General features: G+C 59.7%; 24 protein-coding genes and 2 pseudogenes. 13 read left to right on the forward strand and 13 right to left on the reverse strand.

Going from position 1 to position 25,545, the window contains the following annotated elements; genetic code table 11:
• Positions 1 to 165 precede the first annotated feature (165 nt).
• Positions 166 to 1,365 carry an MFS transporter gene (locus ACW4DH_RS05600; protein ID WP_459635372.1) on the forward strand — a complete coding sequence of 400 codons (1,200 nt, stop codon included), beginning with the start codon at positions 166 to 168 and terminating at the stop codon, positions 1,363 to 1,365.
• A 67-nt stretch (positions 1,366 to 1,432) separates the two neighbouring features.
• Here ACW4DH_RS05600 and ACW4DH_RS05605 read toward each other — a convergent pair whose 3' ends face one another.
• Positions 1,433 to 2,371 (reverse strand): LysR family transcriptional regulator, encoded by a 939-nt coding sequence (locus ACW4DH_RS05605; protein ID WP_459635373.1) that lies wholly within the window; start codon positions 2,369 to 2,371, stop codon positions 1,433 to 1,435.
• A 144-nt stretch (positions 2,372 to 2,515) separates the two neighbouring features.
• Here ACW4DH_RS05605 and ACW4DH_RS05610 point away from each other — a divergent pair.
• Both ACW4DH_RS05610 and ACW4DH_RS05615 read left to right on the forward strand, forming a co-directional pair.
• Positions 2,516 to 2,587: pseudogene (locus tag ACW4DH_RS05610) on the forward strand (hypothetical protein); the annotation flags it as partial.
• Between the two features lie 8 nt (positions 2,588 to 2,595).
• On the forward strand, positions 2,596 to 3,573 hold the full coding sequence (locus tag ACW4DH_RS05615; protein ID WP_459635374.1) for an SDR family oxidoreductase: 978 nt from the start codon (positions 2,596 to 2,598) through the stop codon (positions 3,571 to 3,573).
• A gap of 300 nt (positions 3,574 to 3,873) precedes the next feature.
• On the opposite strand, the gene ACW4DH_RS05620 is transcribed toward ACW4DH_RS05615, so the two are convergent.
• The gene (locus ACW4DH_RS05620) at positions 3,874 to 5,130 is read right to left on the reverse strand and encodes a dicarboxylate/amino acid:cation symporter (protein WP_459635375.1); all 1,257 of its coding nucleotides are present in this window, start codon (positions 5,128 to 5,130) and stop codon (positions 3,874 to 3,876) included.
• A gap of 189 nt (positions 5,131 to 5,319) precedes the next feature.
• Positions 5,320 to 6,153: an inositol monophosphatase family protein gene (locus ACW4DH_RS05625; RefSeq protein WP_459635376.1), complete on the reverse strand. Its 834-nt coding sequence runs from the start codon at positions 6,151 to 6,153 to the stop codon at positions 5,320 to 5,322.
• Between the two features lie 301 nt (positions 6,154 to 6,454).
• Here ACW4DH_RS05625 and ACW4DH_RS05630 point away from each other — a divergent pair, with 301 nt between their 5' ends.
• The 5 genes from ACW4DH_RS05630 to ACW4DH_RS05650 all read left to right on the forward strand — a co-directional run bounded on the left by ACW4DH_RS05630 (position 6,455) and on the right by ACW4DH_RS05650 (position 10,531).
• Complete coding sequence (locus ACW4DH_RS05630; RefSeq protein WP_459635377.1) at positions 6,455 to 6,667, forward strand: hypothetical protein; 213 nt, start codon at positions 6,455 to 6,457, stop codon at positions 6,665 to 6,667.
• 122 nt (positions 6,668 to 6,789) lie between these two features.
• Positions 6,790 to 7,170, forward strand: a complete 381-nt coding sequence (locus ACW4DH_RS05635; RefSeq protein WP_459635378.1) for a DUF2946 family protein — start codon at positions 6,790 to 6,792, stop codon at positions 7,168 to 7,170.
• A 179-nt stretch (positions 7,171 to 7,349) separates the two neighbouring features.
• Positions 7,350 to 8,690, forward strand: a complete 1,341-nt coding sequence (locus ACW4DH_RS05640) for a PepSY-associated TM helix domain-containing protein (protein WP_459635379.1) — start codon at positions 7,350 to 7,352, stop codon at positions 8,688 to 8,690.
• Positions 8,691 to 8,840: 150 nt separating this feature from the next.
• Entirely contained in the window at positions 8,841 to 9,515 is a 675-nt protein-coding gene (locus ACW4DH_RS05645; RefSeq protein ID WP_459635380.1) for a DUF1007 family protein, read from the forward strand.
• Positions 9,500 to 10,531 carry a nickel/cobalt transporter gene (locus ACW4DH_RS05650; RefSeq protein ID WP_459635381.1) on the forward strand — a complete coding sequence of 344 codons (1,032 nt, stop codon included), beginning with the start codon at positions 9,500 to 9,502 and terminating at the stop codon, positions 10,529 to 10,531. The genes ACW4DH_RS05645 and ACW4DH_RS05650 overlap by 16 nt, the downstream gene beginning before the upstream one ends.
• A gap of 288 nt (positions 10,532 to 10,819) precedes the next feature.
• Here the strand turns inward: ACW4DH_RS05650 and ACW4DH_RS05655 are convergent, their stop codons facing one another.
• From ACW4DH_RS05655 to ACW4DH_RS05665, 3 genes are all read right to left on the reverse strand, one after another.
• A complete protein-coding gene (locus tag ACW4DH_RS05655) occupies positions 10,820 to 11,437 on the reverse strand; it encodes an O-methyltransferase (RefSeq protein WP_459635382.1) in 618 nt (205 codons plus the stop codon).
• An 870-nt stretch (positions 11,438 to 12,307) separates the two neighbouring features.
• A complete protein-coding gene (locus ACW4DH_RS05660; RefSeq protein ID WP_459635383.1) occupies positions 12,308 to 13,072 on the reverse strand; it encodes a glutathione S-transferase family protein in 765 nt (254 codons plus the stop codon).
• Positions 13,073 to 13,310: 238 nt separating this feature from the next.
• Positions 13,311 to 13,631, reverse strand: a complete 321-nt coding sequence (locus ACW4DH_RS05665; protein WP_459635384.1) for a DUF1330 domain-containing protein — start codon at positions 13,629 to 13,631, stop codon at positions 13,311 to 13,313.
• 91 nt (positions 13,632 to 13,722) lie between these two features.
• Between ACW4DH_RS05665 and ribB the strand changes: the two genes are divergently transcribed.
• Complete coding sequence (gene ribB, locus ACW4DH_RS05670) at positions 13,723 to 14,907, forward strand: 3,4-dihydroxy-2-butanone-4-phosphate synthase (protein WP_459635385.1); 1,185 nt, start codon at positions 13,723 to 13,725, stop codon at positions 14,905 to 14,907.
• Here ribB and ACW4DH_RS05675 read toward each other — a convergent pair.
• The 6 genes from ACW4DH_RS05675 to ACW4DH_RS05700 form a co-directional block, all read right to left on the reverse strand.
• Complete coding sequence (locus ACW4DH_RS05675) at positions 14,892 to 15,458, reverse strand: NUDIX domain-containing protein (RefSeq protein ID WP_459635386.1); 567 nt, start codon at positions 15,456 to 15,458, stop codon at positions 14,892 to 14,894. The two genes, ribB and ACW4DH_RS05675, sit on opposite strands and share 16 nt — an antisense overlap.
• Before the next feature lie 17 nt (positions 15,459 to 15,475).
• Positions 15,476 to 16,213, reverse strand: coding sequence for a GntR family transcriptional regulator (locus ACW4DH_RS05680; protein WP_459635387.1), 738 nt, complete (start codon positions 16,211 to 16,213; stop codon positions 15,476 to 15,478).
• Positions 16,214 to 16,356: 143 nt separating this feature from the next.
• Positions 16,357 to 16,860 (reverse strand): flavin reductase family protein, encoded by a 504-nt coding sequence (locus ACW4DH_RS05685; protein WP_459635388.1) that lies wholly within the window; start codon positions 16,858 to 16,860, stop codon positions 16,357 to 16,359.
• Between the two features lie 14 nt (positions 16,861 to 16,874).
• A complete protein-coding gene (locus ACW4DH_RS05690) occupies positions 16,875 to 18,353 on the reverse strand; it encodes an aldehyde dehydrogenase (RefSeq protein ID WP_459635389.1) in 1,479 nt (492 codons plus the stop codon).
• Positions 18,350 to 19,192, reverse strand: coding sequence for an alpha/beta fold hydrolase (locus ACW4DH_RS05695; RefSeq protein ID WP_459635390.1), 843 nt, complete (start codon positions 19,190 to 19,192; stop codon positions 18,350 to 18,352). The genes ACW4DH_RS05690 and ACW4DH_RS05695 overlap by 4 nt, the downstream gene beginning before the upstream one ends.
• A gap of 2 nt (positions 19,193 to 19,194) precedes the next feature.
• Complete coding sequence (locus tag ACW4DH_RS05700; RefSeq protein ID WP_459635391.1) at positions 19,195 to 19,788, reverse strand: amino acid synthesis family protein; 594 nt, start codon at positions 19,786 to 19,788, stop codon at positions 19,195 to 19,197.
• 297 nt (positions 19,789 to 20,085) lie between these two features.
• Between ACW4DH_RS05700 and ACW4DH_RS05705 the strand changes: the two genes are divergently transcribed.
• The 3 genes and pseudogenes from ACW4DH_RS05705 (at position 20,086) to ACW4DH_RS05715 (ending at position 24,270) form a co-directional block, all read left to right on the forward strand.
• Positions 20,086 to 21,666: a BCCT family transporter gene (locus ACW4DH_RS05705; RefSeq protein ID WP_459635392.1), complete on the forward strand. Its 1,581-nt coding sequence runs from the start codon at positions 20,086 to 20,088 to the stop codon at positions 21,664 to 21,666.
• A 25-nt stretch (positions 21,667 to 21,691) separates the two neighbouring features.
• Positions 21,692 to 22,729, forward strand: a complete 1,038-nt coding sequence (locus tag ACW4DH_RS05710) for an LLM class flavin-dependent oxidoreductase (RefSeq protein WP_459635393.1) — start codon at positions 21,692 to 21,694, stop codon at positions 22,727 to 22,729.
• 51 nt (positions 22,730 to 22,780) lie between these two features.
• Positions 22,781 to 24,270, forward strand: a pseudogene (locus ACW4DH_RS05715) (NAD-dependent succinate-semialdehyde dehydrogenase).
• 94 nt (positions 24,271 to 24,364) lie between these two features.
• Here the strand turns inward: ACW4DH_RS05715 and ACW4DH_RS05720 are convergent.
• A complete protein-coding gene (locus tag ACW4DH_RS05720) occupies positions 24,365 to 24,685 on the reverse strand; it encodes a hypothetical protein (protein WP_459635394.1) in 321 nt (106 codons plus the stop codon).
• 35 nt (positions 24,686 to 24,720) lie between these two features.
• On the opposite strand from ACW4DH_RS05720, the gene ACW4DH_RS05725 reads away from it, so the two are divergent.
• Complete coding sequence (locus ACW4DH_RS05725) at positions 24,721 to 25,416, forward strand: DUF932 domain-containing protein (RefSeq protein WP_459635395.1); 696 nt, start codon at positions 24,721 to 24,723, stop codon at positions 25,414 to 25,416.
• Positions 25,417 to 25,545 lie beyond the last annotated feature (129 nt).

Below are 25,545 nucleotides of genomic sequence, written 5' to 3' on the forward strand. Positions count from 1 at the left end.
GGCCAGCCAAGGGGGCGCCGAGCCAGTTTTGCTTGCCGGCTGCGTGCCGGAACACGTCGTTTGCGCCTATCCTTTTTAGACTTAGGTCGTATACTGGTGGGCTTGATCCGTCGCCGGCTCCCTGTCTGGCGATCAGACACGCTATCCATGGACACGGAGACCTGCATGAGTATTGCCAATCCGCCGCCACCCTTGGTCGCCCATCCGCGCTTGGCCGTGCTGGCCCTGGCGCTGGGCGGTTTTGCCATCGGCACCGGGGAATTCGTCATCATGGGGCTGATGAACCGCGTCGCCCATGATCTACAGGTAGCGGTGCCCGACGTGGGCTATGCCATCAGTAGCTATGCCCTGGGGGTGGTCGTGGGGGCGCCGGTCATTTCCATGCTGGCGGCGCGCCTGCCCAGACGGGCGCTCTTGATCGGCCTGATGCTGATCTTTGCCGTCGGCAACCTGGCCAGTGCCTTGGCCACCCAATTCTGGCCTTTCGTAGGCTTGCGTTTCCTGGCTGGCCTGCCCCATGGCGCCTACCTCGGCGTGGCGGCTTTAGTCGCGGCGGCGTCGGTGCCGATAGAAGAGCGCGGCCGCGCCGTGGGCCGAGTGATTCTAGGGCTTACCGTAGCGATTCTGCTCGGGGCGCCGCTGGCCACTTGGGCCGGCAATCTGTTCGGCTGGGAGACGGCCTTTGCCGGGGTGGGCGGCATTGCCCTGCTCACCGCGCTGCTGGTATGGCTATGGGTGCCGGTACAGAAGGCCGACCCGCATGCCAGCCCGGCCCGCGAGCTTTCCGCGCTGGTCAAGCAGCGTGTGTTGTTCACCCTGGGCGTGGCCTGTGTGGGGTTCGGCGGCATGTTCGCGGTGTTCAGCTACGTGATTCCCACCCTCACCGAGCAGGCCGGCATGAGCGAAACGCTGGGCCCGTTGGTGCTGGCGATCTTCGGCATCGGCACCATCATCGGCAATCTGGCCGGCGCGCGGGCCGCGGACAAGAACCTGATGCGCGCGATTCCCGCCATCCTGATCTGGTGCGTGGCCATGCAGGGGCTGTTTTACGTGGCGGCCAACTCGGTGTGGTTGGGCATGCTCTTCGTCGGGCTGGTGGGCACCGGCATGGCGCTGGGGCCGGCCCTGCAGACCCGGCTGATGGACGTGGCGGAAGACGCCCAGACCATGGCCGCCTCGCTCAATCACGCTGCTTTCAATGTTGCCAACGCGCTCGGCGCCTGGCTGGCCGGCGTTACCGTAAAGCTCGGCTTTGCCTGGTCCACCACCGGGCTGGTGGGCGCGGTGCTGGCCATCGGGGGGTTGTTGATTTTCTTGGCGGGGGTGAGGGCAGAGAGGCGCAGTGCCCGGCTCGCAATGCGCTAACGCTCAGCGTCGCCACAAAGATCATCCTCGCCCACCGGCACTGCGAATTGGCTCGGAAGAGGGCGATTCACGCCGGTTGATGCTCACGCCAGCGGTCCCAGTGCGGCGTGGGTCCGACCGCCTCGAACAGGTAGTCCAGGAAGGCATGCACCTTACGCGTATGCAGGCGTCGCTGCGCATACAACACGTGGATGTCTCGCCTGCCTGGCACCACCTCGCAACGCCACCCCGTGAGTATGGGCAGGAGAGTGCCCGAGGCCAACTCGTCGGCGATCAGCCAGGTCGGGAACATGACCAGCCCTTGGCCCATCAGCGCTGCGCGTACCAGGCTCTCGGCATCGTTGCTGTAGAGGCTGCCGTCGACTTCGAAAGCGAAGGCTTGTGGCTGCGTGGGTTGGTGAAAATACCAGCGTTGACGTCCCATTTCCCCCTGATAGAGCAGGCAGTCGTGCCGGCTCAGATCATTTGGCGTGTCAGGTGTACCGCTGCGTTGCAGATAGGCTGGCGCTGCGGCCACGACGTAGTTCATCGGGGCCAGGCGGCGCGACACCAGTGTGGAATCGGTCAGTGTGCCGACGCGAAAGGTGATGTCGATGCCCTCCCGCACAGGGTCGGTGACTTGGTCGGTGAGCATCAATTCGGCCTTGATGGCCGGGTAGCGGCGTTGGAAGTGATGCAGAATCGGCACGATCTGACGCTGGCCGAAGGCCACCGGGGCGTTGAGGCGTAGCACCCCGGCAGGTTCGGCATTGGGCGCGGTCAGCGCTTCGGTCGCCAGATCGAGCCGCTCGAGAATCTCGCGAACTTCCTGATAATAGCGCCCACCCGCCTCGGTCAGCGTGACGGCACGGGTATGCCGGTAGATCAGCTGTTGGCCCAACGCCTCTTCCAGGGCTGCGATCTGGCGTGAGATGGACGATACCGCACGATGAAAGTGGTGTGCGGTGGCGGTAAAACTGCCGGTCGCGGCGACGCGCTCGAATGTGCGTAGCGCATTGAGATCCATCGAGTTGCTCCTGACGCAATAAAGATTTGCGATTTTTCTCATTGTAGCAACGTTAGCCGCCGATCCAGACTGCGTTTCACCGGGGGCGGCGAGCACACCGTTCGTCGTCCGTTCCGAATATCTTGCCCGGATAAGGAGGTAACGATGCGCAAAGGCACGGCACTGGTGGTTGGCGCCACTGGCATCACCGGCAGCAATCTCGCCAGCTATCTCAGCGCTAGCGGATGGACCGTCTATGGATTATCTCGGCGGCTACGGAGCAGGCGGGAATCATTCCCGTATGCGTCGATCTGCTGGATCGCGAGGCCACCGTCGAGGCGCTGGTGGGGCTACCCATTACGCATGTCTTCTACTGTACCTGGGTTCGGCGCGACAACGAGAAGGCCAACGTCGAGGCCAACGGCACGATGATGAACAACCTGTTTGACGCTTTGCAGGAGGCAAGCCTGGCGCATGTCTCACTGGTCACCGGCACCAAGCAGTATCTCGGCGCCTTCGAGAACTACGGCAGTGGCAAGACCGAGACGCCGTTTCGTGAATCGGCGCCACGGGTACCCGGCGAGAATTTCTATTACACCTTGGAAGACATCCTGTTCGCGGCTGCCGAACGCCACGGCTTTAGCTGGAACGTGCACCGTCCGCACACCGTGATTGGCCATGCTCGCGGCAACGCCATGAACATGGGGGTAACGTTGGCGGTATATGCCTCGATCTGCAAGGCGACCGGGCGAGCGTTCGTGTTCCCCGGCTCGCAGGTGCAGTGGAACGCGCTCACCGATCTGACCGATGCGCTAGTACTGGCACGTCAGATGGAGTGGGCGGCGATGACTCCCGGTGCACACAACGAAGCGTTCAACACGGTCAACGGCGATGTCTTCCGCTGGCGCCGGATGTGGCACGAGATCGGCGAGTTCTTCGGACTCGACGTGCCGGAATGCCCCGAGACGCCGCAGCCGCTGGAGACGCAGATGGCTGGCATCGAGTCGACTTGGGCCGGGATCGCCGAGCAGCACGGTCTGGCCGAACCTGACGTCGCCAAGCTGGTCTCCTGGTGGCACACCGATGCCGATCTCGGGCGCGAGCTCGAATGCGTCAACGATGTCACCAAATCTCGCGATTTTGGTTTCGATCACTTTCGCGAGACGCGGGCGGTATTTTTCGACCTGTTCACCCGCCTGCGTGCGGAGCGCATCATTCCTTGAGTGCCTCTCAGGGCAATTCTGTCAGGGCACTCGAGGGTGCGCTGAGTTGCGGCAGGCCTTGAGGAGGTTTAAGCCGTTATCTGGCGAGGTTACGGCCTCGCCAGCTACGCACCGGACACTACGCTTTGTCTGAAAAATGGCTGCGCTCACTCATGCAGCGTTAAAAATCAGCTCGGGCGCGAGTCCGATCAAAATACTCATTTACACCACGTAAACTCCGCTTTATCGCTGATTTTTGTCTTGCCTGCGCATCGCTCGCCGATTTTTCAGACAGAACTTAGGGCCTGCTGACACTGCCCGCTAGACTTTGTTCTTGGCGTTATAAATATCCCTATCGAGCTCGCCTTCACTCTGTCCCACCAGGGTCGTCACCATCAGATCGCCTGCCACGTTGACGCTGGTGCGCGCCATATCCAGGATGCGATCGACTCCCGCCACCACGGCGATCGCCTCCAGCGGCAGGCCCACCTGCGCCAGGACGATGGAGAGCATGATCAAGCCGGCCCCAGGCACGCCGGCGGTTCCGATCGAGGCCAGGGTGCCGGTCACCACGATCATGGCGTAATCCATCAGTGTCAGGTCGGCCCCTACCAGCTGAGCGATGAACAGCGCGACGACCCCCTGATAAATGGCCGTGCCATCCATGTTGATGGTGGCCCCCACGGGCAACACGAAGCCGGAGACGCCCTCCGAGACACCGAGATTCTTCTGTGCGCAGCGCAGTGACACCGGCAGCGTGCCGGATGAGGAGGCTGAAGAGTAGGCCACCACCAGCGCGTCGATAATGCCTCGCAGGTAAGGCAATGGATTCAAGCGCCCCAACAGCGCCAGCAGTCCGCTGTAGACCACCAGGACATGCACGACGCTGGCCAGATAGGCGACGCCTATCACCTTGGCCAAGGGAAGCAGCACTTCCAGGCCGTAGCTCCCCGAGACATGTGCGATCAGGCCGAAAACGCCAAAAGGCGCGAATGCCATGACAATTTCGGTGAGCTTGTACATTGCCTCCGCGAAGCTCTCGAACACGCGCACCACCGGTTCGCCCTTCTCGCCGATCAACATCAGCGAGATGCCCAGGCCGATGGCGAACACGATGATCTGCATGATGTTGCCGTTGGCTAAGGCATCGACGGGGTTCTGCGGGACCAGCCCGACCAGGATGTCCACCAGAGTCGGCGCATCGCTAGCCTCGACCGGCTCTTCGAAACTCATCTCCAGGCCCGCGCCCGGCTGGAAGAGGGTGGACGCCAACAGGCCAATCGTAATGGCGAAGGCGGTGGTGAGAAGATAGAGCACGATGGTTCGCACCCCGATGCGCCCCATCTTTTGCGGGTCCCGCATCGAGGTAATGCCGACGACGAGCGTGGTGAATACCAGCGGCACGATCAGCATCTTGATCGCGCTGATGAAAATATCGCCAATGGGTTTGAAGAGGCTGGCGTCTTCGCCGAGAAGAGCGCCTGCGAGTATCCCCAGGCCGAGACCCGCCAGGATCTTTTGCCAAAGCGGGATGCGCCGCCATAGCGAGGGGGCAGAGGACGGTTGCTGTTTTACCATGTTGGGCTCCGAGACAATGAGAATAAAGCTCCGTATCGGTGGCCATGATAACGTGGTGTCTGCTGGAAAATTTACAGTTATTTAGGCGTTTTTATGGTTAATTCCCGCATTTATAGTGGATCAATTAAACATTGGTAGCAGCGGGTGTCGATTCGCTCCTTCACTGGGCCAGCGACGACTTCACCAACCTCAATCGGTCAGGAAGGCAAACTTCTTGCGCAACTGCTCCCAGTTCTCTCGCGAGCTGGCGGCGAGCAGCAAACCTTCGTGAATGGTGGGATTGTAGGTGCGGCCATCGAACAGGGCGGCATAGCCGCCGGCTTCCCGGTGGATCAACAGGCCGGCGGCGTGATCCCACGGCATCAGCTTGGCGGCCAGCATGAAGTCCACAAAGCCGAATGCCATGGTGCGGTATTCATGACAGGCGCAGCCGAACGACATCATGCGGGCGAAATCGGGAAAGGTCCCGGCGAGTTGGTACTGCTGCGGCGAAGGATAAAGGCGGGTTGAGGTCGAGCCGACCATTTCAGTCATCGAAGTGGTATCGGAAACGTGCAGCCGGCGCGCGGTGCCATCCGGCCGGCCGAAGAATGCACCTTCGCCTCGATGAGCGCTGATCCAGTCGTCCGCCATGGGGTCGTAGAGCACACCGAACACGGTTTCGCCATGGCTGACCACGGCGATGATCACACCGAACTGGTTGATGCTGCGGGCGAAGTTCCAGGTGCCGTCCACCGGATCGATGATCACCGCCAGTTCGGCATCGGCAATCGATTCCAGCAAGGCGACATTGTCGGCGACGGCTTCCTCGCCGACAATGGTGGCGTTGGGCAACAGCTTGGCCACTTCACGACTGATGATTCGTTCCGCGCCTTGATCGGCATCGGTGACCAGGTCGTCCGGGGCGCTCTTGGTACGAATCGCCTCTGGGTCGAGATTGCGAAAGCGCGGCAGGATTTCCGCCTTGGCGGCGCGGCGTACGATGTCGATGATTGCCTGCGCGTCGGCGTGATCGAGGCTCATGATGGCGTCTCCCTGACAGTGAATATTCCTGGGTTTACTACGATACGAGGCTTTCCCTCTACGCTAAGCACATGTGTTGTGAAGCGTAATGCTTTACCCGCGTAGGCAAGAGAGCATGTCTCTACAGGGTAGTATCTCCCTCCGGCAAAAAACGCGCTCGGCTGATCTGCCCAGAACCGGCGCCTGGAGGCTCAGGTTTGCGCCACCGATGCCGATAAACGAACACAAGCCTATCCGGTGACCCTATCTGCAATTCATCAAGGCCAAGCCTGGCGATATCTTCGGAGGAAGAAGAACGGCCGTGAAGACATTACTCATCCTGTTTGTCTGGGCGCACCTTGGCTTTGTCATCACGCTGGGCATCCACTCGAAATGCCGGATTGAGGCTCATTGGCGGGAGGAACGCTATCGGCTCGGTGTCCTGGCGGCAGGGCCTATCGTCTGGTTGCTGGCGCTCGGCAGTGTCCGGCGTGCCAAGCCGCGGCTTTCGAATAAAGGCATGCGCTCACTGTAGTGTGCCGTGGATGAGGAATAGGCCGCCCAGTGCGTCAAGTTGACGCCTCTCTTTTGGCATACGGGCTCGCCCGCATGCGTTAGCATGAGGCAATCACCGTACTGGTAATTGTTCTTCCTATCATGTTGCATCATCGCCCCGTTCGGCCTTGTCGTCATCCTGCTTACCTGGCACTGCTCGCCATGCTGTTGCTGGTGGCAGGGCCGGCTATCGGCCAGTTCAGCGCTTTCGACAGGGCGGGACATGAGCACCATGCAGGACAGGTGTCTTCTGCCCAGTCATCCGCCGAATCCTCGTTTTCGAAGGCGGTGAGTTGGCACGAGCAGTGCGGCTACTGCTCGTTGTTTTATCATTGTCCCGTTCTTGACGTCGCCTTGCCTCAAGTGGCGCGTGACCCGCTGCTCGCCATGCTTGCCCCGAGCGCCGCAACACGCTCGGCGCAGGGCAATCTCACCGTCTTCCCCCATGCCCTGACCCGAGCGCCGCCCCTCGCGCGATCCTGAATCATCCCGTAAATCGCCATTCTGCCGGTTCGCACCGCCGATGGCGCGCAACGCCGTCTATCTCAAGCCTGTGCATGACTGCGATACCGCTACGTCAGGGTGCCCCGTTATCCCTTGGCGTGTTGATGCGTGAGCATGCCGGCATCGGCGGCCCCAGGATTTATCGAGGAAGACACGACATGTCTCGTACAAGATCAGCAGTCAATGATATTTACCGCGCCGTCTGGCGCTGGCATTTCTATGCGGGACTCATTGCGATTCCCTTCCTGATTTCGCTGGCGATCACCGGTGGGCTTTATCTTTTCAAGGATGAGATCGATCAGTGGCTCAATGCGGACATCGTTCGCGTCGAGGCACAGCCATCTCCTAGCGTATTGCCGCAGCAACAGCTCGATGCCGCGCTGGCGGCGCACCCGGGCGACGCGTTTCGCTATGTATCGTCAGCGGCGCCGAATCTCGCCGCGGAGGTCGATATCACCACTGCCGACGGCAAACAGGCGGTCTACGTCGATCCCTATACCGGCGAAGTCACCGGCACCATCCCTTACCGCGGCAGTGTGATGTGGATCGTGCGGACTATCCACAGCCTCAACTACTTCGGCGAGACAGCGAGCCTGATCATCGAGATCGTCGCGGGCTGGTCGATTCTGCTGGTGTTGACCGGGCTCTATCTTTGGTGGCCGCGCGGGCAGCGGGGTGGAGTGGTGACAGTGCGCTCGTCGCCATCGAAGCGGATATTCTGGCGGGATCTTCACGCCGTTACCGGGCTCTTCGTCGCTGGCTTCATTCTGTTTCTCGCCATCACGGGTATGCCGTGGTCGACCGTGTGGGGCAGCAAGGTCAACGAGCTCGCCAATGGGCATAATTTCGGCTATCCGGATGGCGTGCGCGTCAATGTCCCGGTTTCCGAAGAGCGTCTCGCCGAGCGCGAAACCACGACTTGGTCGCTGGAGCAGGCGCGGTTGCCGGAATCGTCACCGGGCAGTGCACCGAGCATCGGCCTGAATCAGGCAGTGAAAGCGTTCGACGATCTCGGGCTCGCCTCGGGGTATGCCGTCAACCTGCCGAGTAGCCCGACCGGCGTCTATACCGGCTCGATCTATCCCGATGACCTGAGCCAACAGCGCGTCGTGCATCTGGATCAATACACGGGCAAGCCCCTGCTCGACATGAGCTATGCCGATTATGGACCCTTGGGAAGGACTCTCGAGTGGGGCATCAACATCCATCTGGGGCAGCAGTACGGTATCGCCAACCAGCTCATTCTGGCCGTAGCCTGTGCCGGAATCGTGCTGCTGTGCGTCTCGTCGGGCATCATGTGGTGGAAGCGGCGCCCCGCGGGACGACTCGGTATACCGCCGGCACCGAATGATGTGCGCAAGCTGCGTGGCGTGCTGGCGCTGCTCGCCATTGGCGGAGTGATCTTTCCGGTGATGGGCGCCTCGATGGTCGTAATGGCGTTGATCGATGCCGGAGTGCGCCGCTGGAAGGTAAGACCCACGGCCCGTGCCGTCGGTTGAATACCCGGCAGGAGTCCGTTCGTTTACGTGAATGCCACACCTGGCCTGCCTGGGCCATTTGCAAGCGGCTCAGGTACGTTCAGTTGCCGGTATAGAATGCACTTTCAATGTTGATTCACGTCTCGATGACGTTTTGGGGGAAGCTCAACCATGCTGACTCGCCTACCCAGACATTGCTGCGCCTATGGCGGGCTTGTTCTTTCACTGTTGGCGCTTCTGGCACCCTCCCTGGCGTGGGCTCATCCCCATGGCTGGGTAGACTATCGGGTCACGCTGCACTTCGACGATGAGGCGCGCGTCGTCGCCCTGGAGCAGGCGTGGAAGATGGACCCCTTCTATAGCCTGACCCTGACCGAGGAACTGGCCCGCGCCGAGGGCGAAGAAAGCATGGACGAACGCCTGGACATGCTCGGTCAGGAGATTGCACAGAACCTGAGCCGCGAAAACTACCTGACCCATGTATCGCACGCTGGCGAAAGCGTCGCCTTGGGCGAGATAAGCGACTACACCATACGGCAGGATGAACAGCGCCTGGAGTTCACCTTCGTGGTGCCGCTCGCCAAGCCACTGGCGCTTGGGGAGTCCCCGATCGTCTGGAAAATTTACGACGACACTTATTATGTCGAATTTCTGTATGACGATGATATCGATGAGCCGATTGTCCTGAGAAATGCTCCCGAAGGCTGTACGAGCCGTGTCATCGCGGCCGATCCCGATCCGCAGAAAGTGGCCGAAGCGGCGGCGTTGGATACCAATGCCGACGCCCCGGGCGGGCTGGGGAGGTTCTTCGCTGAAGCCGGGGAGGCGACATGTCCCGCACGCTAGGTCTATTGATTGCCCTGCTGCCATTGCTGGGTCTTGCCGTGCTTGCCATGACCGACTGGGGCCAGGCCCTGGCGCAGATCGTCATGGCCCAGGCGCACGACTGGCAGCGCTCGCTGCAGCGCGGCCTGACCCTGTCGACGATGGCCCTGTCGCGGCATCCATCGCTCGATGCCAGCCTGAGCCTGATGGCGTTGAGCCTGGGCTATGGCATCTTTCATGCCGTAGGCCCGGGGCATGGCAAGGCCGTGATCACCGCCTATCTGCTGTCGCATCCTACCGCCTTGCGGCGTGGGCTTTCACTGACCGTGGCGGCGGCGCTGCTCCAGGGCCTGGTAGCGATTGCCCTGGTAGGCGTGCTCGTGTGGGGCATGGGCCTGCTGACACGCGATGCCATGGCGCAGACCGGCCACCTCGAGCGACTCAGCTTTCTCGTCCTGATCGGGCTCGGCGTTTGGCTGACCCTGCGTGCCCTGGTCCGGCTCAGGCAGGGACTGGACCAGTTGTCGCGAGATCCCTTGGGCGCTGAGGCCAGTGGCGCTCCCGTATCGTTCAAGGGCCTGGCCTTCGAGGCCGTGCCGAGCCATTCGCAGCGGTCTGACGGGATACAGCGCGACGCAGTATGCGATCACTGCGGCGGCCAACACCATATCGACCCCAACACCACGCGCACCACCCAGGAGAGTCTGGGCGCCTTGTTGGCGATTGGCCTGCGTCCCTGCAGTGGGGCCGTCATGGTGCTGGGCGTCGCCAGTCTGCTGGGTCACTGGTGGGCCGGTGTGATGGCGGTGCTGGCCATGTCGGTCGGCACGGCGGTGACCACTTCCTGTCTGGCCCTTTTCGCCGTCTTTGCCCGGCAACGCGCGTCGCGTCTGTTGGCACGCACCACGCCCCACTGGCAGCGCCTGGCCGGACACGGTATTGCCCTGTGCGGCGGCGTACTGATCCTGGCGTTGGGCATCGGATTGCTGATCAGTGTTCCCGACACCTCGGGCGTATCCTTGCCGGGTATTCGCTAAGTATTCAATGCTCTGGATCTTCTCTTCGGTAACGCAGCGTCATGGCCACGATAGTGGCCGCCAGCATCTCCGTCAGGGCGATGCTGGTGAGGAACCTGCACGAGGACCTCCAGCCGCGGCCGAGTCGAAAGAGCCCTTGCTGCATGATGAGCTTTGTCGGGAACTACATGCAGGAAGATTGCGCAGAGCAGGCCTGCTTGTTCATGTCGCCACGAAGATCAGCGAGTGGATAATCTTGCTTGATACTTTTACTGTTTCCCGCCCAGTCACTCGGTGGTTGGGCACCACTCACCACGGCTCGTAGCGGCTAACCTCCAGCCCCGAGCCCACCGGCAGCAGCACGCTGGTCATCCCCCGGGTGGTGCGAACGGCGGCGGCGTATTCCGCCTGGCCGCCACTGCCCCCGCCGCGAATCATGTTGTCGGCCACCAGGATGGCGCCCGGCGCGAGCTTGTCGCGGAAGGCCTCGAAGCTCGGCAGGTAGAGGTCCTTCCAGTGGTCGACAAGCACGAAGTCGAACGGGCCGTCGAGGGAGTCGAGCAATTCCAGGGCATCGCCGACCCGGTAGTCGACCCACTGGGCCAGTCCCGCCTGCTCGGCCATCTCCCGCGCAAGCGCCGATTTCTCGGCCTCCAGCTCCAGTGTGGTCACCCGGCCGCCCGCGGTGCGGGCGGCATCGGCGAGCCAGATCGTCGAGTAACCCAGAGAGGTGCCCAGCTCAAGGATGTGTGGCGCGTCGAGGCTGCTGGCCAATAGGTTGATGAGGCGTCCAGTTGCCGGTCCCACCGCCATGTGCCGGTGCGGGCCGCCCTGGCCTTGGCGTTCGGCCTCGATACGCTGGTGATACAGCGCGAGGGTCTGCCGCATGGCATCGTCCATATCGAGCCGGGGGTCGAAGGTAGCCATGGATACTCCTTAAGCAAGCTGTCCGCCCAAGAGGGGCGGGTAGTGCAGATTAGGTAAGTAAGTGAACAACGGACCATGTTAATACAGGCTGGCTTGGTCTCACTGTGCATGCACGAATTTTCTCAGGTTACGCGCCTCGCGCACCGGTGTAGGAAATGGTGGATAGCCGTGGGGCTTCGTCACTTTAGAACAAGGATTTTTCTGGAGCCTTTTCTAGGCCAGTTGTCGCATGCCATGTCTGTTTCACCTTGGTTGGTAAAGCCGAGTAGGATATCGACGCTGGTTCTCTTGCCTCTACAGGGCGGCCCAAAGTGCTGCAGTTATTCTATAGACCCAGGCTTTAAAAGCCGGCTAACGGATCATCGCCTTCGTCCGTCTCAAGTTATCGTGCAGATCGGGGCGTACGCCAGTACTTAAAGTATTAGCTGCCATGATATTTTTGGTGGTGCAGATGGGTTGGATGAATGGCTGAGCCAGCATTAGGACAGTACATACGTTCAGGGAAGGAAAAGACAACGTCATTCCTGTACTCGGGCTATCGGCTGATGCTCTAGGCGCCACCGAATGGGCCTCGAGCAAATCCAATCTGCTAAATGTGGCACTGACTCGTGCAAAGAAACGCGTCTATGTCGTGGTAGCATTGATATGGGCGAGCAAAAGTCTTTCTCTGAAGCCAGCGATCAGTTGAACTCATCCCTTCATCCCACCGATGCTTGATTGCAGGGGCTCTTATCGCTTCGGAAGGAATAAAAACGAGAGCATGTGATGAAGCGAATCCATGGAACTATAATTGACACATTACACTGATTCTGCTCCCACATCTGCTCGTTCAATATTCCAGTGCTGCAGGTAGTCTCCGTCAACCCCAACTCACCCAAACGCCTCCTCCAACGCCAGATACGCTCCACTTTTCTCTTGGATTTCCTGACCCAGCATCTCGACCTCCTTCGACACGTCCTGAAAATGCGCCCGCTCGGCCATGCCTGCCAGCCACGCGTTCACCTGTGGGTAGCGATCGAACCGATAGCCCGCCGCCTTGATCTGATAGAGCTCGCAGCTCATGGCGAGATCGGCAAGCGTGGGATGTTCTTCGCCCAGAAGGGTGGGCGGGTGTGCGTCGTGTTGCTGGCGCTCGAAATGTGCCTCAAGGATGACAAGCCCTTGGTTCAGCCCCGCCTGCAAAGGCATGATCAAGGTGCTCTGAATCTCGCGCTTGAGCATCGGCAGGGTCAGGTGCAGATTCATGATGTGATGAAACATGTCGAAGCGGCGCAGGTTGTCGTGGTGCCAGGCCAGCCACTGGTCGATCTGTGCCGCGCGCGTCGCGTCCTGATCGCCGGGATACCACCGCTGCGCGGTCTCCCGATCAGCGGCGGTGCGGCAGAGATACATCATGATCGCCTGACTCTCTCCAAGCGCTAGCGGCCTTCCCTTGTCGTCGGTGCCCTTGTCATCTTCGACCACCAGCGCCGGCACGGTCTGAAACGCATTGACCTGTGCATACCAGGACGTGCGGGTCTCACCACCGGCGAAATCGACTTCTTGAAAGTCGTAATCGATGTCCAGCTCGCGCAGGGTGATTTCGACCGCGCGGGAGGGCTGCGAGAGTCGATGGGCATAAAGCGTGACGAGCATGGGCACTTCCTCGACTGGCATCTAAAGCTGTTAGCGTCAGCGTAGCGCAGGGAGTGACAATAGCGGGATGCTCTACGGCATCCCAAGGTGAGTATTCACGCGATATTTTGGATCTTAAAATAGACTGTGCAAAAAATTGTAAAAAATCAATCACTTAAAGGTTTGTGATTTTTATTTTGAATTTTAATACCCAGTTCACTACCCGTTTGGAAGCGGCCTGCATCAGTCGTTGACGATCTTAAGGATTATGAGTTGAAGAATTTTTTAGTCCAGAGACGATCGTGATATCTACAACAGCAGCATTCCGGCGAGCCTCTCTCGCTTCTTGATAGGCGGCTGAGTGATAGCACTTAAGCGCGATCTCCAGGGAGGGGAATTCGAGAATGACGCAGCGCTCGGCGTTCTCATCGTCGCGGCTCTCCATCACATGGATGTCGTCGCTTCGTGCGATCGGTTTGGCGCCATATTGTGTCAAGGCGTCGCGGGCTAAAGCCTGGTAGCGCTGGTACTGCTCCGCGTCGGTCACCGCCACGGTGGCGATCCAATAGCCTTTAGTCATAGATAAGCCTCTCTCATGTCGTTTTGTATTATGGTATGCCATAGCCATTGGCCATGAGCAAGACGACTTTTTACGAGTGGAGTTCAGAGTTATGTCCGATCCCAATCCGAAGCTGCAAGCTGACGCCGAAACTGGCACGGAATTCGACAGCATCGACAATATCGTCGCCGACCTGGCGGAAGGACGCATGGTGTTGATGGTGGATGACGAGGATCGCGAGAACGAAGGCGATCTGATCATGGCGGCAGAACGCGTCACGCCGGAAGCCATCAATTTCATGGCGACTCACGCACGGGGGCTAATCTGTCTGACCCTGACCGAGGAGCGCTGCGATCAGCTCGATCTGCCGATGATGGTTAAGGACAATGGTGCGAGTTTTTCTACGGCATTCACTATTTCCATCGAGGCAAGAGAAGGCGTAACGACGGGTATCTCTGCGGCGGATCGAGCCGCGACGGTGCTGGCGGCAGTCGCTCCCCGAGCCCACCCGCGAGATATCGTCAGCCCGGGGCACATATTTCCGCTGCGTGCTCAGCCCGGCGGCGTGCTGCAGCGCGCCGGGCACACGGAGGCCGGGTGCGATCTCGCTCGGCTCGCGGGCTGTGAGCCGGCGGCGGTCATCGTCGAGGTCATGGATGATGATGGCACCATGGCCCGAGGCGAGGCGCTGCGGCAGTTCGCGAAACGTCACGATATCCGCATCGGCACTATTGCCGACCTGATCCAGCATCGGTTATCGACCGAAGAGACAGTCGTCGAAGTGGGCCACGAAGCCCTCGACACCGTACATGGCCGCTTCGAACTTCACAGCTTCGAGGATACCGTCGATGGGGACGTCCATCTGGCGTTGATGATGGGGGCACCGGAGCCAGCGCGAGCCTTCCCGGTCTATGTCCACGTGACCGATCCCTTGCAGGATTTGGTGGGTGCTCGTCTATCTGGCGTGCCGAAAAGCAGCTGGACGCTATGGTCGGCGCTCGAAGCCGTATCGCAATCGGGGGAGGGAGTGGTGGTCATTCTGGCGCATCAGGACTCCTCTTCCGCGCTGCTCTCTCGGGCCGTGCATATTCAGGAGGGTAACTGGCGGCGCCTGCGGCGTGATCCGGCCAGAACCGGAGCCGGCTCCCAGATTCTGCACTCGCTCGGCGTCAGGCAGATCCGACTGATGGGCTCGGCGATCCCTTATCGCGGTCTCGCGGGATTTGGTCTGAAGGTCGTCGATACCTGGGAGGCAGAAGCCGCTAACACCTCCGGCGCCGATCACGATACGAAGTGAATGAGGCCGGTCTCCATGCTGCCGCTATAGACGCCATGGCGGCCGGTTCGTCCCTCATTAAAATAACGCTGAAGGATCTGTGTGATGGCGGGGTAGAAGATTTCTTCCCACGGAATTTCCTCGATACAGAACCACGCTACGCGCAAGCTCTCCGGGCCGGGCGGGTTGTCCCAGGCGATCGGCGCCGCGCAATAGATGAGATAGATCTCGTTGGTCGGTGGCACGCTGAAGATCGAGTAGGGGGATCGAATTTCCACTTGCATGCCTGTCTCTTCCATCACTTCTCGGGCCGCGGCTTCCTCGACGCTCTCGCCGCGCTCCATGAACCCGGCAGGAAGTGTCCAGCGGCCGACGCCGGGTGGAATACCGCGCTGGCAGAGAAGAATTTGTCCCTCACGCTCGATGATCGCACCGGCAATCACGCGAGGGTTGTCGTAGGCGACATAGTGACACTGGCGGCAGTACTGACGAGCGTGGGTGTCGCCGACGGGGATGCCGTCGGTCAGTGGATGGTGGCCACATTGAGGACAGTAGATATAGTGGTTGCGCAAGATTGCACTCCCTGGCGCTAAGCGGTGTTGACCACAGGAAGCGGCGGGGTGATCGGATCGATGGATACACCTTCCCGATCGGCCAGCATTTCCAGTGCGATCCGGCTCGCAGCCTGAATATGAGCGACGCAGGCCTCGTGGGCCGCAACCGCGTCCCGACTCCTGATCGCTTCGACGATTCGTGACATTTCGCGAAAACTCTCCCGGTAGCGACCTTCCCGGGAAACGGTGGTTGCACGTAGGTAGCTCACGCGTGCCTGCAACTGACTGAGTACTTGCCCGGCAACCCGGTTGCCTGCACCCTCATAAAGCACACTGTAAAAGTCGCTGACCGCCTTGACGACGCCGTCCGCCTCGCCGTCGCGAAGCTGATTCTTGAGGTTCTCCCAGGCGACATCGAGCTGTGCCATGTGAAGTGCGCTCGCTTTCTGAGTGAACAGTTGAACAACGACACTTTCCAAGCTGCAACGCAATTCGTAGATATCGCGAGCGTCCTCCATGGTGATGACTGCCACCCGAGGCCCCCGAGTCGAGGTCTGCTCGACCAGCCCTTCGGCCTGAAGATGACGCAGCGCTTCGCGGACTGACGTGCGGCTGACGCCGAGACGCTCACAGAGATCGCGTTCCACTAGACGGTCGCCAGGCAGAAACTGGAAGTTCATGATGGCTTCGCGCAATTTGTCGAGAACGATTTCTCGCAGCGTCGTCTGTGGTCGAGTGACCTTGAGGCTATCCATTGTCGACGTTCTTCTCATGAGGGCCCTTGACTCCTGATTGAATGAACCTCCGGCGTAAACAAGCGGGACGTGCCCCGCGCCTGTTCAGCCGGAGTGGTGTATTCCGGCATTCCGCGAGTCTAGCATGGCGCTGTAGAAGGGCCGCTGCAGTGCTGCGTGGTTCAGCTCACGCGGCTCAGTGTCAGTGCTTCCGGAAGTTGCCCCATCATTCCTCGGCAATAGAGCAGTGGGTCGGGGCTTTCGTCGGTGATATGCAGATGTTCGACCTCACCGACGATGATCGCGTGGTCACCCCCGGGGTAGTTCTCCCATAGCCGACACTCCATGTACGCCGCGGCGCCATTGATCAGCGCATTACCACGTTCGGAGAGTGTCCACTCGATACCTTTCGTCTTGTCCGCTCCCTTGGATGCGAACTGGTAGGCAATTGCCTGCTGCTCGTGACTGAGAATGTGTATGGCGAAACGACCACTGCAGCAGATCACTGGATAGGAGTCTGATGCCAGGCTCGGACACACCAATACCAGCGGCGGATCCATCGAAACCGCGGAGAAGGCGCTGGCAGTAAACCCCACCATGCGTTCGGACTCGTCGAGAGCGGTGACGACAGTGACCCCGCTGGGAAAGGCGCCGAGGACACGTTTGTAGTTTTCAGCGATATTCATGACTCACTCCTGTACTAACGCATGATGAAAGGATCCGGCATCGGATCGCTCGATAAATTGATCCACAGCGTCTTGAGCTCGGTGTAATCTTTGACACTGTCGGGACCGCACTCGCGGCCGTAACCGCTGGCGCCGAATCCGCCGATGGGGGCCAATGCCGAAACTGCGCGATACGTGTTAACCCAGATGATGCCTGCGCGGATGCCACGAGCGAGTCGGTGGGCGCGGCCCACGTCACGGGTCCAGATGCCGGCAGCCAGGCCGTGCTCGGTGTCGTTGGCCAGTGTCAATGCCTGGGCTTCGTCGTCGAAAGGCATGATCACCATGACCGGCCCGAAGACTTCCTCGCGCACGATCGTTGGCGAAGTCGACTCGCTGTAGAAGATGGTGGGCTGGAAATACCAGCCATCGCCGATCTCGGCACGCCTGCCTCCATAGATGCACTCGACACCCTCTTCCTTGGCCTGCGACACCAGTCGTTCGACCAGCTCAAGCTGGGCCTGGGTCGCCATCGGCCCCATTTCGGTGTTCGGGTCGTTGGGCTTGCCGATCACGATGCGGGCAGCGCGCTCCTTGAGTTTGTCGAGCACGTGAGGCAGTACGCTGCGCTCGACCAGTACGCGGGAGCCAGCGACACAGCTCTGACCGGAGGCGGCGAAGACACCGGCGACGATGCCGTTGACGGCGCTGTCGATATCCGCATCGGCGAAGATGATATTGGGAGATTTTCCCCCTAGCTCTAGCGAGAGCTTGGCGAAATTCTCCGCGCTATTACGAATGACGTGACGCGCGCTGGCGCTGCCCCCGGTGAACGCGATTTTCCTGACCAACGGATGAGCGGTCAGCGCCGCACCGGTGCTGGGACCGTAGCCGGTCACGAGGTTAACTACACCGGCAGGAAAACCCGTCTCTTCGATCAGTGCTATCAGGCGCGCCAGGCTGGCCGAGGCGTGCTCTGAAGGCTTGATGACCACCGTATTGCCTGCGGCCAGGGCCGGTGCGAGTTTGATCGCGGTCAAATAGAGCGGGCTGTTCCAGGGGATAATGGCGGCGACCACGCCAATGGGCACGCGGACAGTGGCGCCGAACATATCCGGCTTGTCCAGCGGCAGTGTGTCACCGGTGACCTTGTCGGCCATGCCCGCGCTGTAGCGGAAGAACTCCGGCAGATAGCCCACCTGGCCGCGGGTTTCGCGGATCAGCTTGCCGTTGTCACGGCTCTCCAGCTGTGCCAGATCTTCAGCGTTCGCCTCGATGAGGTCGGCCAGGCGATGAAGAAGACGAGCACGCTTGGTGGCGGTCAGCGCCGACCACTCGACGCCATGAAAGGCGCGGTGAGCGCTTTGTACGGCGTCGTCGACGTCCTCGGGGCCGGCATCGGGAAACTGGCACCAGGGTTGTGCTGTGACCGGGTCGTAGCTTGCGAACGTGGCTCCGTCACGCGCATCGCACCAGCGTCCATCGATGTACATCTGCATAGGGGTCGGCGTCATGACAGCCTCTCCAGATCGGGGGAGTGATGATGCTCGGCGAGAAACGCCAGCAGCATCGCATTAACGGTGTCGGGGTGCTCCATGATCAGCATGTGCCGCATGCCGGGTAGTACGCGCCAACTGGCATTGGGCAATTGTTGCGCCAGTGCGCGGGTCATTTCCGGCGTCGAGCCGGGATCTTCCTCACCGGTAGCAACGAGCACCGGCATCTGCAGTTGATCCAGCTGCGAGCGACCGATATTGTCTTCGCGGCCGAACAGGGCATAGCTGGTGTAGTAGCTCTGCGGATCATTACCGAGCACCAAGCGGCGAATGCGCTCGATCTTTTCGGGGTTCTTCCGGAGCCATGATTCGGTGAACCAGCGTTGAATGGCCTGTTCGACGCTCGCCTGCGGGCCATCGCGGCGTACCTCTTCCAATCGCTGGGAGAGGCGCTTGCTCTGTTCGTCATTGCGTCCGAAGACGCCTGCCAATATCACAAGACAGCGGACGCGGTCAGGGGTCCGGATAGCCATCAAGCGGGCGACCAGACCACCCATCGAAAAGCCGACGATGGCAATGCTTTCAAGCGCCAGCCGTTCGATCAGTTCCTCCAACTGGTTGGCGTAGTCGTCGAGCGTGGCGCTCGGATTCGGCGCGGGGCTCCCGCCATGACCCAGCATGTCGTAGGCGATGACATCGTAGTCATGTGCCAGCGCCGCGAACTGGGATTGCCAGATAGTCGCATCGAGCCCGACACCATGAATCAGAATGACGCTTTCACCGCGTCCGGCCCGCCAGTAGCGTGTACCGTTCGGTGTCTGGCGGGACTCGGAAGCGTTCAGGGACTCGACGGACATACTCATTTTCCGGCTTCTGACTCGGCGGCTATATCCTTGAGATCCTGGTAGCGGTTGCCGATGCGCGGATGCAGACGACCTCCGTCGGCAGCACCCAGCGCCACTACGATCTCATCGGCCCGTGGTGCATCCTCGATGCGCATTTCGAGCGTGATGTAGTGCGAGCGGAAGCCCTCGTCGTCCTTATGCATCATCGGAATCTGGATAGAGGTCCCGGGCGCGCCCCGCTTGTTGGTGAAGCTCAGGTAGCTCTTGGCGCCTACCGCCTCGCGGAAATGATTGCCAAAACGCAGGGTATGAATGATCGCAGAAGCGTGTTCGATTTCGCCTTCGGCACCCACCACTGCGGCCTTGCCATAGGCTTCCACCGTCTCGCCATCCATCTCCGCCAGGATCAGCTCGACCAGCTGTTGACCCAGCTCGGAACAGTTGGCCTTGATTTCCGGTGAGAGGTCTTCGACGAAGCCACGGCCATGCCATGGATTCGTGACGACAGCGGCGACTCCCAACATGGTGACGGGCTTGTCACCGCGTTTGCCGCCTTCGATGTAAGTCGTCTCCCGGTAGGTCGTGATCTTTCGAATTTCAAAACTCATAGCCGTCGTTCCTATTGAGAAAATCAGGTTCTTATTTTTGGCATACCATAATACGAATTTAAAGTTAGACTTTAGGATACCCTCGCCCCTCGAATTTAGCGCTATAAACTTTTGTTCAATATGAATCTTTTTATTTTTATCTAGCATCGTGTCGAGCTAACGGTTCGGTATTACGGTATGCCAAAAATATTTCGTGTGCTGACCCTAGCTCAAGTCTCTGTCTCGTGGCAGTTCTAAGCGCCCGTGAGACGAGATCCATGAGATGCCAAACCCGGCAATCATCAAGGAGATACGGTTATGCATGATTCACGGGCAGATATCCCTGATAGGGGCTGGCTAGCGGGCGTCGACGTCGTCACGACACTGGCAGCCACGGTCATGGTGTTGGCTTTCATCCTTTTCACGGTGTCGATGCCGGATGCCGCTAGCCACGCTTACACCGCGATCAAGGAGTTCATCACGGCAAAGCTTGGCTGGTACTACATTACGGTCGTCAATGTGGTGTTGTTGATGGCCTTCGTACTCGTCATCTCGCCCTGGGGGAAGTTGCGTTTGGGCCGGGACGATGAACACCCCGAATTCAACTGGTTCAGCTGGTTCGCGATGCTGTTCAGCGCTGCAGTCGGTACTGGGCTGATGTTCTGGAGCGTCGCGGAGCCGCTGACGCATATGCAGGGCAATCCTTTCATGCGCATGGCGGGGCTGGCGCCCAATACGCTTGCCAGCGGCGAGCAAGCCCTGCGTATCACGCTCTTTCACTGGGGTCTGCACGGCTGGGCCATCTATATCCTGATCGGCACCATGCTGGGCTACTTCTCCTATCGCCGCGGACTGCCGCTCACCATCCGCTCGGCCTTCTATCCGCTGTTGGGCAAACGCATCTACGGTCCGCTGGGACATGGCATCGACTTACTGGCGATCTTCGCCACGCTATTCGGCACGGCGACCACGTTGGGGCTAGGCGTCGCGCAGATGAACGCGGGGCTCAATCAACTCTTCGGGCTTCCCATCAGCACAACCAGCCAAGTGATTCTGGTCATCATCGTCAGCGTGCTGGCAACGCTGTCAGTGGTTTCAGGCCTGAAGAAGGGTATTCGTTTGCTCAGCGAGTGGAACATTCATCTGAGCATGGTGCTGTTCGCCTTTTTCGTTATCGCCGGCCCCACGCTTTTTCTACTGACCTCCTTCGGTGAGACCGTTACCAGCTATCTGGCGCATATGGTGCCCATGGGGCTGTGGATCAATCATGACCCGGGCGACCAGTGGCAGAGCTGGTGGACGCTGTTCTATTGGGGGTGGTGGCTCTCCTGGGGACCTTTTGTCGGCATGTTCATCGCTCACATTTCCCGGGGTCGCACGATTCGGCAGGTGCTACTGGGCGGCATGCTCGCCTCCCTGCTTTCCGCCGGCGCTTGGATCGTCATCTTCGGCGGTACGGCGATTCATCTGCAGTTCTTCGATGGCGTCGACCTCGCATCCATTGCGTCGAGCGACGTTACGACGGTGCTCTTCCGCACTATCGATTCGCTGGCGACCGGGTGGCTAGCCACCTTCATGATCGGCATGGCGACGCTGATGATTATTACCTGGTTCGTGACGTCTGCCGATTCCGGCACTCTGGTCATCTGCACCATTCTATCGCGCGGCAATCCGCATCCTCCCACGCTGCAGCGGGTCTTCTGGGGGCTCTTTTTAGGGGCGACCTCCGCCGTGCTGCTTCTGGCAGGCGGGCTGGAAGCGCTGCAGACCGCGGCTATCGCCTCGGCACTGCCGTTCTCTCTGGTCCTGCTGCTGATGTGCTTCTGCATGCTCAAGGCGCTTGTCGAGGAACACCGAACACCGATCGCGGGCCACGAGTCTCCGGTCTCCGAGCGCTGATCTCTAACCAAAAGCGGAGTGAATCATGAAATTTTCCCTGTTCATCCACATGGAACGCTACGCCGACAAGAGCTACCAGACCCTGTTCCAGGAACTGTGCGAGCTGGTGCAAATAGCGGAAGCGGGTGGTTTCGACAAGGTCTGGATCGGCGAACACCACGGTATGCAGTACACCGCGTCACCCAGCCCGCTACAGCAGCTTGCTTATCTGGCTGCAAAAACTGAGCGGATCAGGCTGGGGGCCGGCACCTTCGTTGCGCCATTCTGGAATCCGCTGCGTCTGGCGGGCGAGGCCGCTCAGTTGGATGTGATCAGCAACGGACGTCTGGAATTTGGCATCGCCCGTGGCGCCTATCAGTACGAGTTCGACCGCTTGACACCGGGACTGAAGTCCTCAGAGGGCGGTAAGGCGCTGCGAGAGATGGTTCCAGCCATTCGTGCCCTTTGGCAGGGCGATTATGCTCACGACGGTGAGGTCTACCAGTTCCCGACATCGACCAGTGTGCCGCGTCCGGTGCAGCCGATGCCGCCGATGTGGATTGCCGCTCGCGACCCTAACTCGCACGACTTCGCTGTAGCCAATGGCTGCAACGTGATGGTGACGGCCCTGATGAAGGGCGATGAGGAAGTAGCAGACCTGGCAAGCAAGTTCGACACCGCTTGCGCCAACCATCCAGAAATGTCGCGTCCGGAGCTGATGCTGCTGCGTCACACCTATCTTCATGAGGGCAGTGACCCCGAAGGCTGGCGGGTGGGCGCAGAAGGATTGCAGCTTTTCTATCGGCATTTCATGGGCTGGTCCAAGAACGAGGAGCCGGTGGTCGACGGTTATATGCCGCCCGCTTCGAAAGAGTCGGTCGCCGACAATCCCGAATTCAGCCTGGAGAGTCTGCGTCGCAACATGATGGTGGGCACGCCGGAAGAGGTGGTGAGCCGGCTGAAGGGCTACGAGGAATTGGGCATTACGGAGTACAGCTTCTGGAGTGACAACACGCTCTCCTTCGAAGAGAAAAAGCGTTCTCTCGAGCTGTTTATTCGCGAGGTCGTGCCTCATTTCAGTTGATTGATAGTTGAGCTCACATCGCCCAGATGCAGCCTGCTTTAGGGATAGAACATGGTATTGAAACTGAAAGATCCGGATCTACTGAAGACCCAAGCCTATATCGATGGCCAGTGGGTAGACGTCGCCGACGGGACCCGCTTTTCGGTCGCCGATCCTGCTACTGGAGAGGTTATCGCCCATGTGGCGAATGCGGGCGCGTACGACACTCGGCTCGCCATTGCAGCCGCCGAGCGCGCGTTGCCAGCTTGGCGATCGAAGACCGCCAAGGAGCGTAGTATGATCCTGCGTCGATGGCATGATCTGATGCTGGAGCATCAGGAGGATCTGGCAATGATCATCACAAGGGAACAGGGCAAACCCCTTGCTGAAGCCAAGGGCGAAGTGGCCTACGGGGCGTCCTACATCGAATGGTTCGCTGAAGAGGCCAAGCGTGTCTATGGTGATGTCATTCCAACCGTTGCCAACGACCGTCGCATGATCACCATCAAGCAGCCGGTGGGGGTGGTGGCGGCCATTACTCCCTGGAACTTCCCTAATGCCATGTTGACGCGCAAGGTGGCACCCGCGCTGGCGGTAGGCTGCACCTTCGCCATGAAGCCGGCTAAAGAAACACCGCTATCTGCTCTTGCGATGGTGGAACTTGCCGAGCGGGCAGGCGTACCAGCTGGCGTATTGAATCTGGTCGTGGGCGGCGACTCCAGCGCGATCGGTAACGAGCTGACCGGCGACCCCATCGTACGCAAAGTGACCTTCACTGGCTCGACCCCGGTAGGAAAACTGCTTCTCAAGCAATGCGCCGAGACTGTAAAAAAAGTATCGATGGAGCTAGGTGGCAATGCTCCGATTATCATCTTCGATGATGCTGATTTAGATCAGGCCGTTGCCGGAGCACTGGCCACGAAGTATCGCAATGCTGGCCAGACCTGCATCTGTGCCAATCGGATCCTGGTACACGAGAACATTACGATGCCTTCATCGAGAAGTTCACCGCGGCTGTGAATATGCTCAAGGTGGGTAACGGGCGCGATGAGGGAGTTACTGTGGGCCCGCTGATTCATGAACGAGCAGTGCAAGATGTACATGCCATGGTAGAAGAATCCTTGACCAAAGGAGCCAAAGTGTTAACCGGCGGTTCACCTGGCAGCCAGGGTGCTTGCTTCTACCAGCCGACCGTCCTGACTAACGTTAGCAGCGATATGCGGGTCTTCCGCGAGGAAATTTTCGGCCCGGTGGCCCCCGTCTTCCGTTTCAAGGATGAGGCCGAAGCGATCGCAATGGCCAATGATACCGAGGTAGGGCTGGCTTCCTATCTTTATACGCGTGATATCGGCCGTGTATGGCGAGTTTCTGAAGGCCTTGAATACGGTATGGTTGGTGTCAACGAAGTCGGAATATCAAGCGAGGTGATTCCTTTCGGTGGTATCAAAGAGTCTGGGCTTGGTCGCGAGGGTTCCAAATATGGTTTAGAAGATTATTTGGAAATTAAGTATATCTGCATGGGGGGATCGAGGTCGATGCATAAAGTGTCAACTCCAGCTTGACTGCTCTCGTGCTTGACCTGCCACGGGCTTTACACGCGGTGGAAAGACGTCCTAACGCTGAGGTTACGGCTACCCAAGAAAATCGCCTGCAGTTTTAGCGACTGCCGACAGATGCCAAGCAAGTTGTCTTGCTGCGCTCACGCTCTCTCTGACGGAAGCGTTTCACATAGTCAGCGGTCGCCAGCTCATCGGCCTCCAGATCCAGTGCACAGTTTGTTAATGAGGCCATGGTGCTATCCGTTACTCTTAAGCTACTAGGCAGCCGTCCAAATGAGTGAGCGCTGCTTTCCTCGATGGAAGCGATGAAGGCTCTGAGGAAGTCTCCTTTTGATGATCTTGAGCTTGCCGTGGCCGCTCGAGTTATCGGGTCAGTGGCTTCGAGCTTGAATTCTTCGGTGTATCGTTGACGGCTCATGGAACCTCCTGATGCCTTCAGTATAAGGCCTGGAGGTGTCTACGAAACTAGGGGCGATTCACACCGAACACGCCGGCTACGAGCTAGAGACGGCAGGCGTGTTGAAGGGCGGGCGAAAGTTTTGGGCGTTGGCGCGCAGTGGGCTGACGACCTCGCTCAAAGGCGTGGACGCGATCGGCGATTACCTACTGCTGGCCACCTCCTGCGACGGGTCGCTGGCCACCGTGGCCACGCCCACCACTGTCCGCGTGGTCTGCAACAACACTCTGAGTATCGCGGTGGATGGCGCCAGCCAAAGCGTGAAGGTGCCGCACAGCACTCGCTTTGATGCCCGCCAGGTAAAACGGCAGCTGGGGATTTCAGTCTCCCGGTGGGATGACTTTATGGTGCGGCTCAAGACACTGGCCGAGCGACGAGTCACTCATCGCGAAGCGGAAGGCTGGTTCCAATCGGTGTTGTGTGACATCTCGACGCCGATCAGTGATACAGCAACGCTCTCCAATCGGCGGGCTCTGGAGCGTGTGACAGCGCTCTACCACGGCAAGGGGCGAGGTTCCGAGTTGTGCACGGCTCGTGACACCGCCTGGGGGCTGGTCAACGCCGTTACTGAGTACGTGGATCACGAGAAGCGAGCGCGGAGCAACGACTATCGCATGGACTCGGCGTGGTTTGGCCAGGGTGCGCAGTTGAAGCAGAAAGCGTTGAATGCAGCGCTCGAGCTAGTGACATGAGTTTTCGTCAACGCGAAGTTCATGGCATCACAAAGCGAGAGCGATGGCGTATTCGCACTGAAGGGCGTCGCCGATGCCAGCTCTTACCTTGAGGGCAACCACCATTCTTGGAGACCCGCTCATGACGAC

The organism is Halomonas sp. WWR20, from assembly GCF_054602495.1.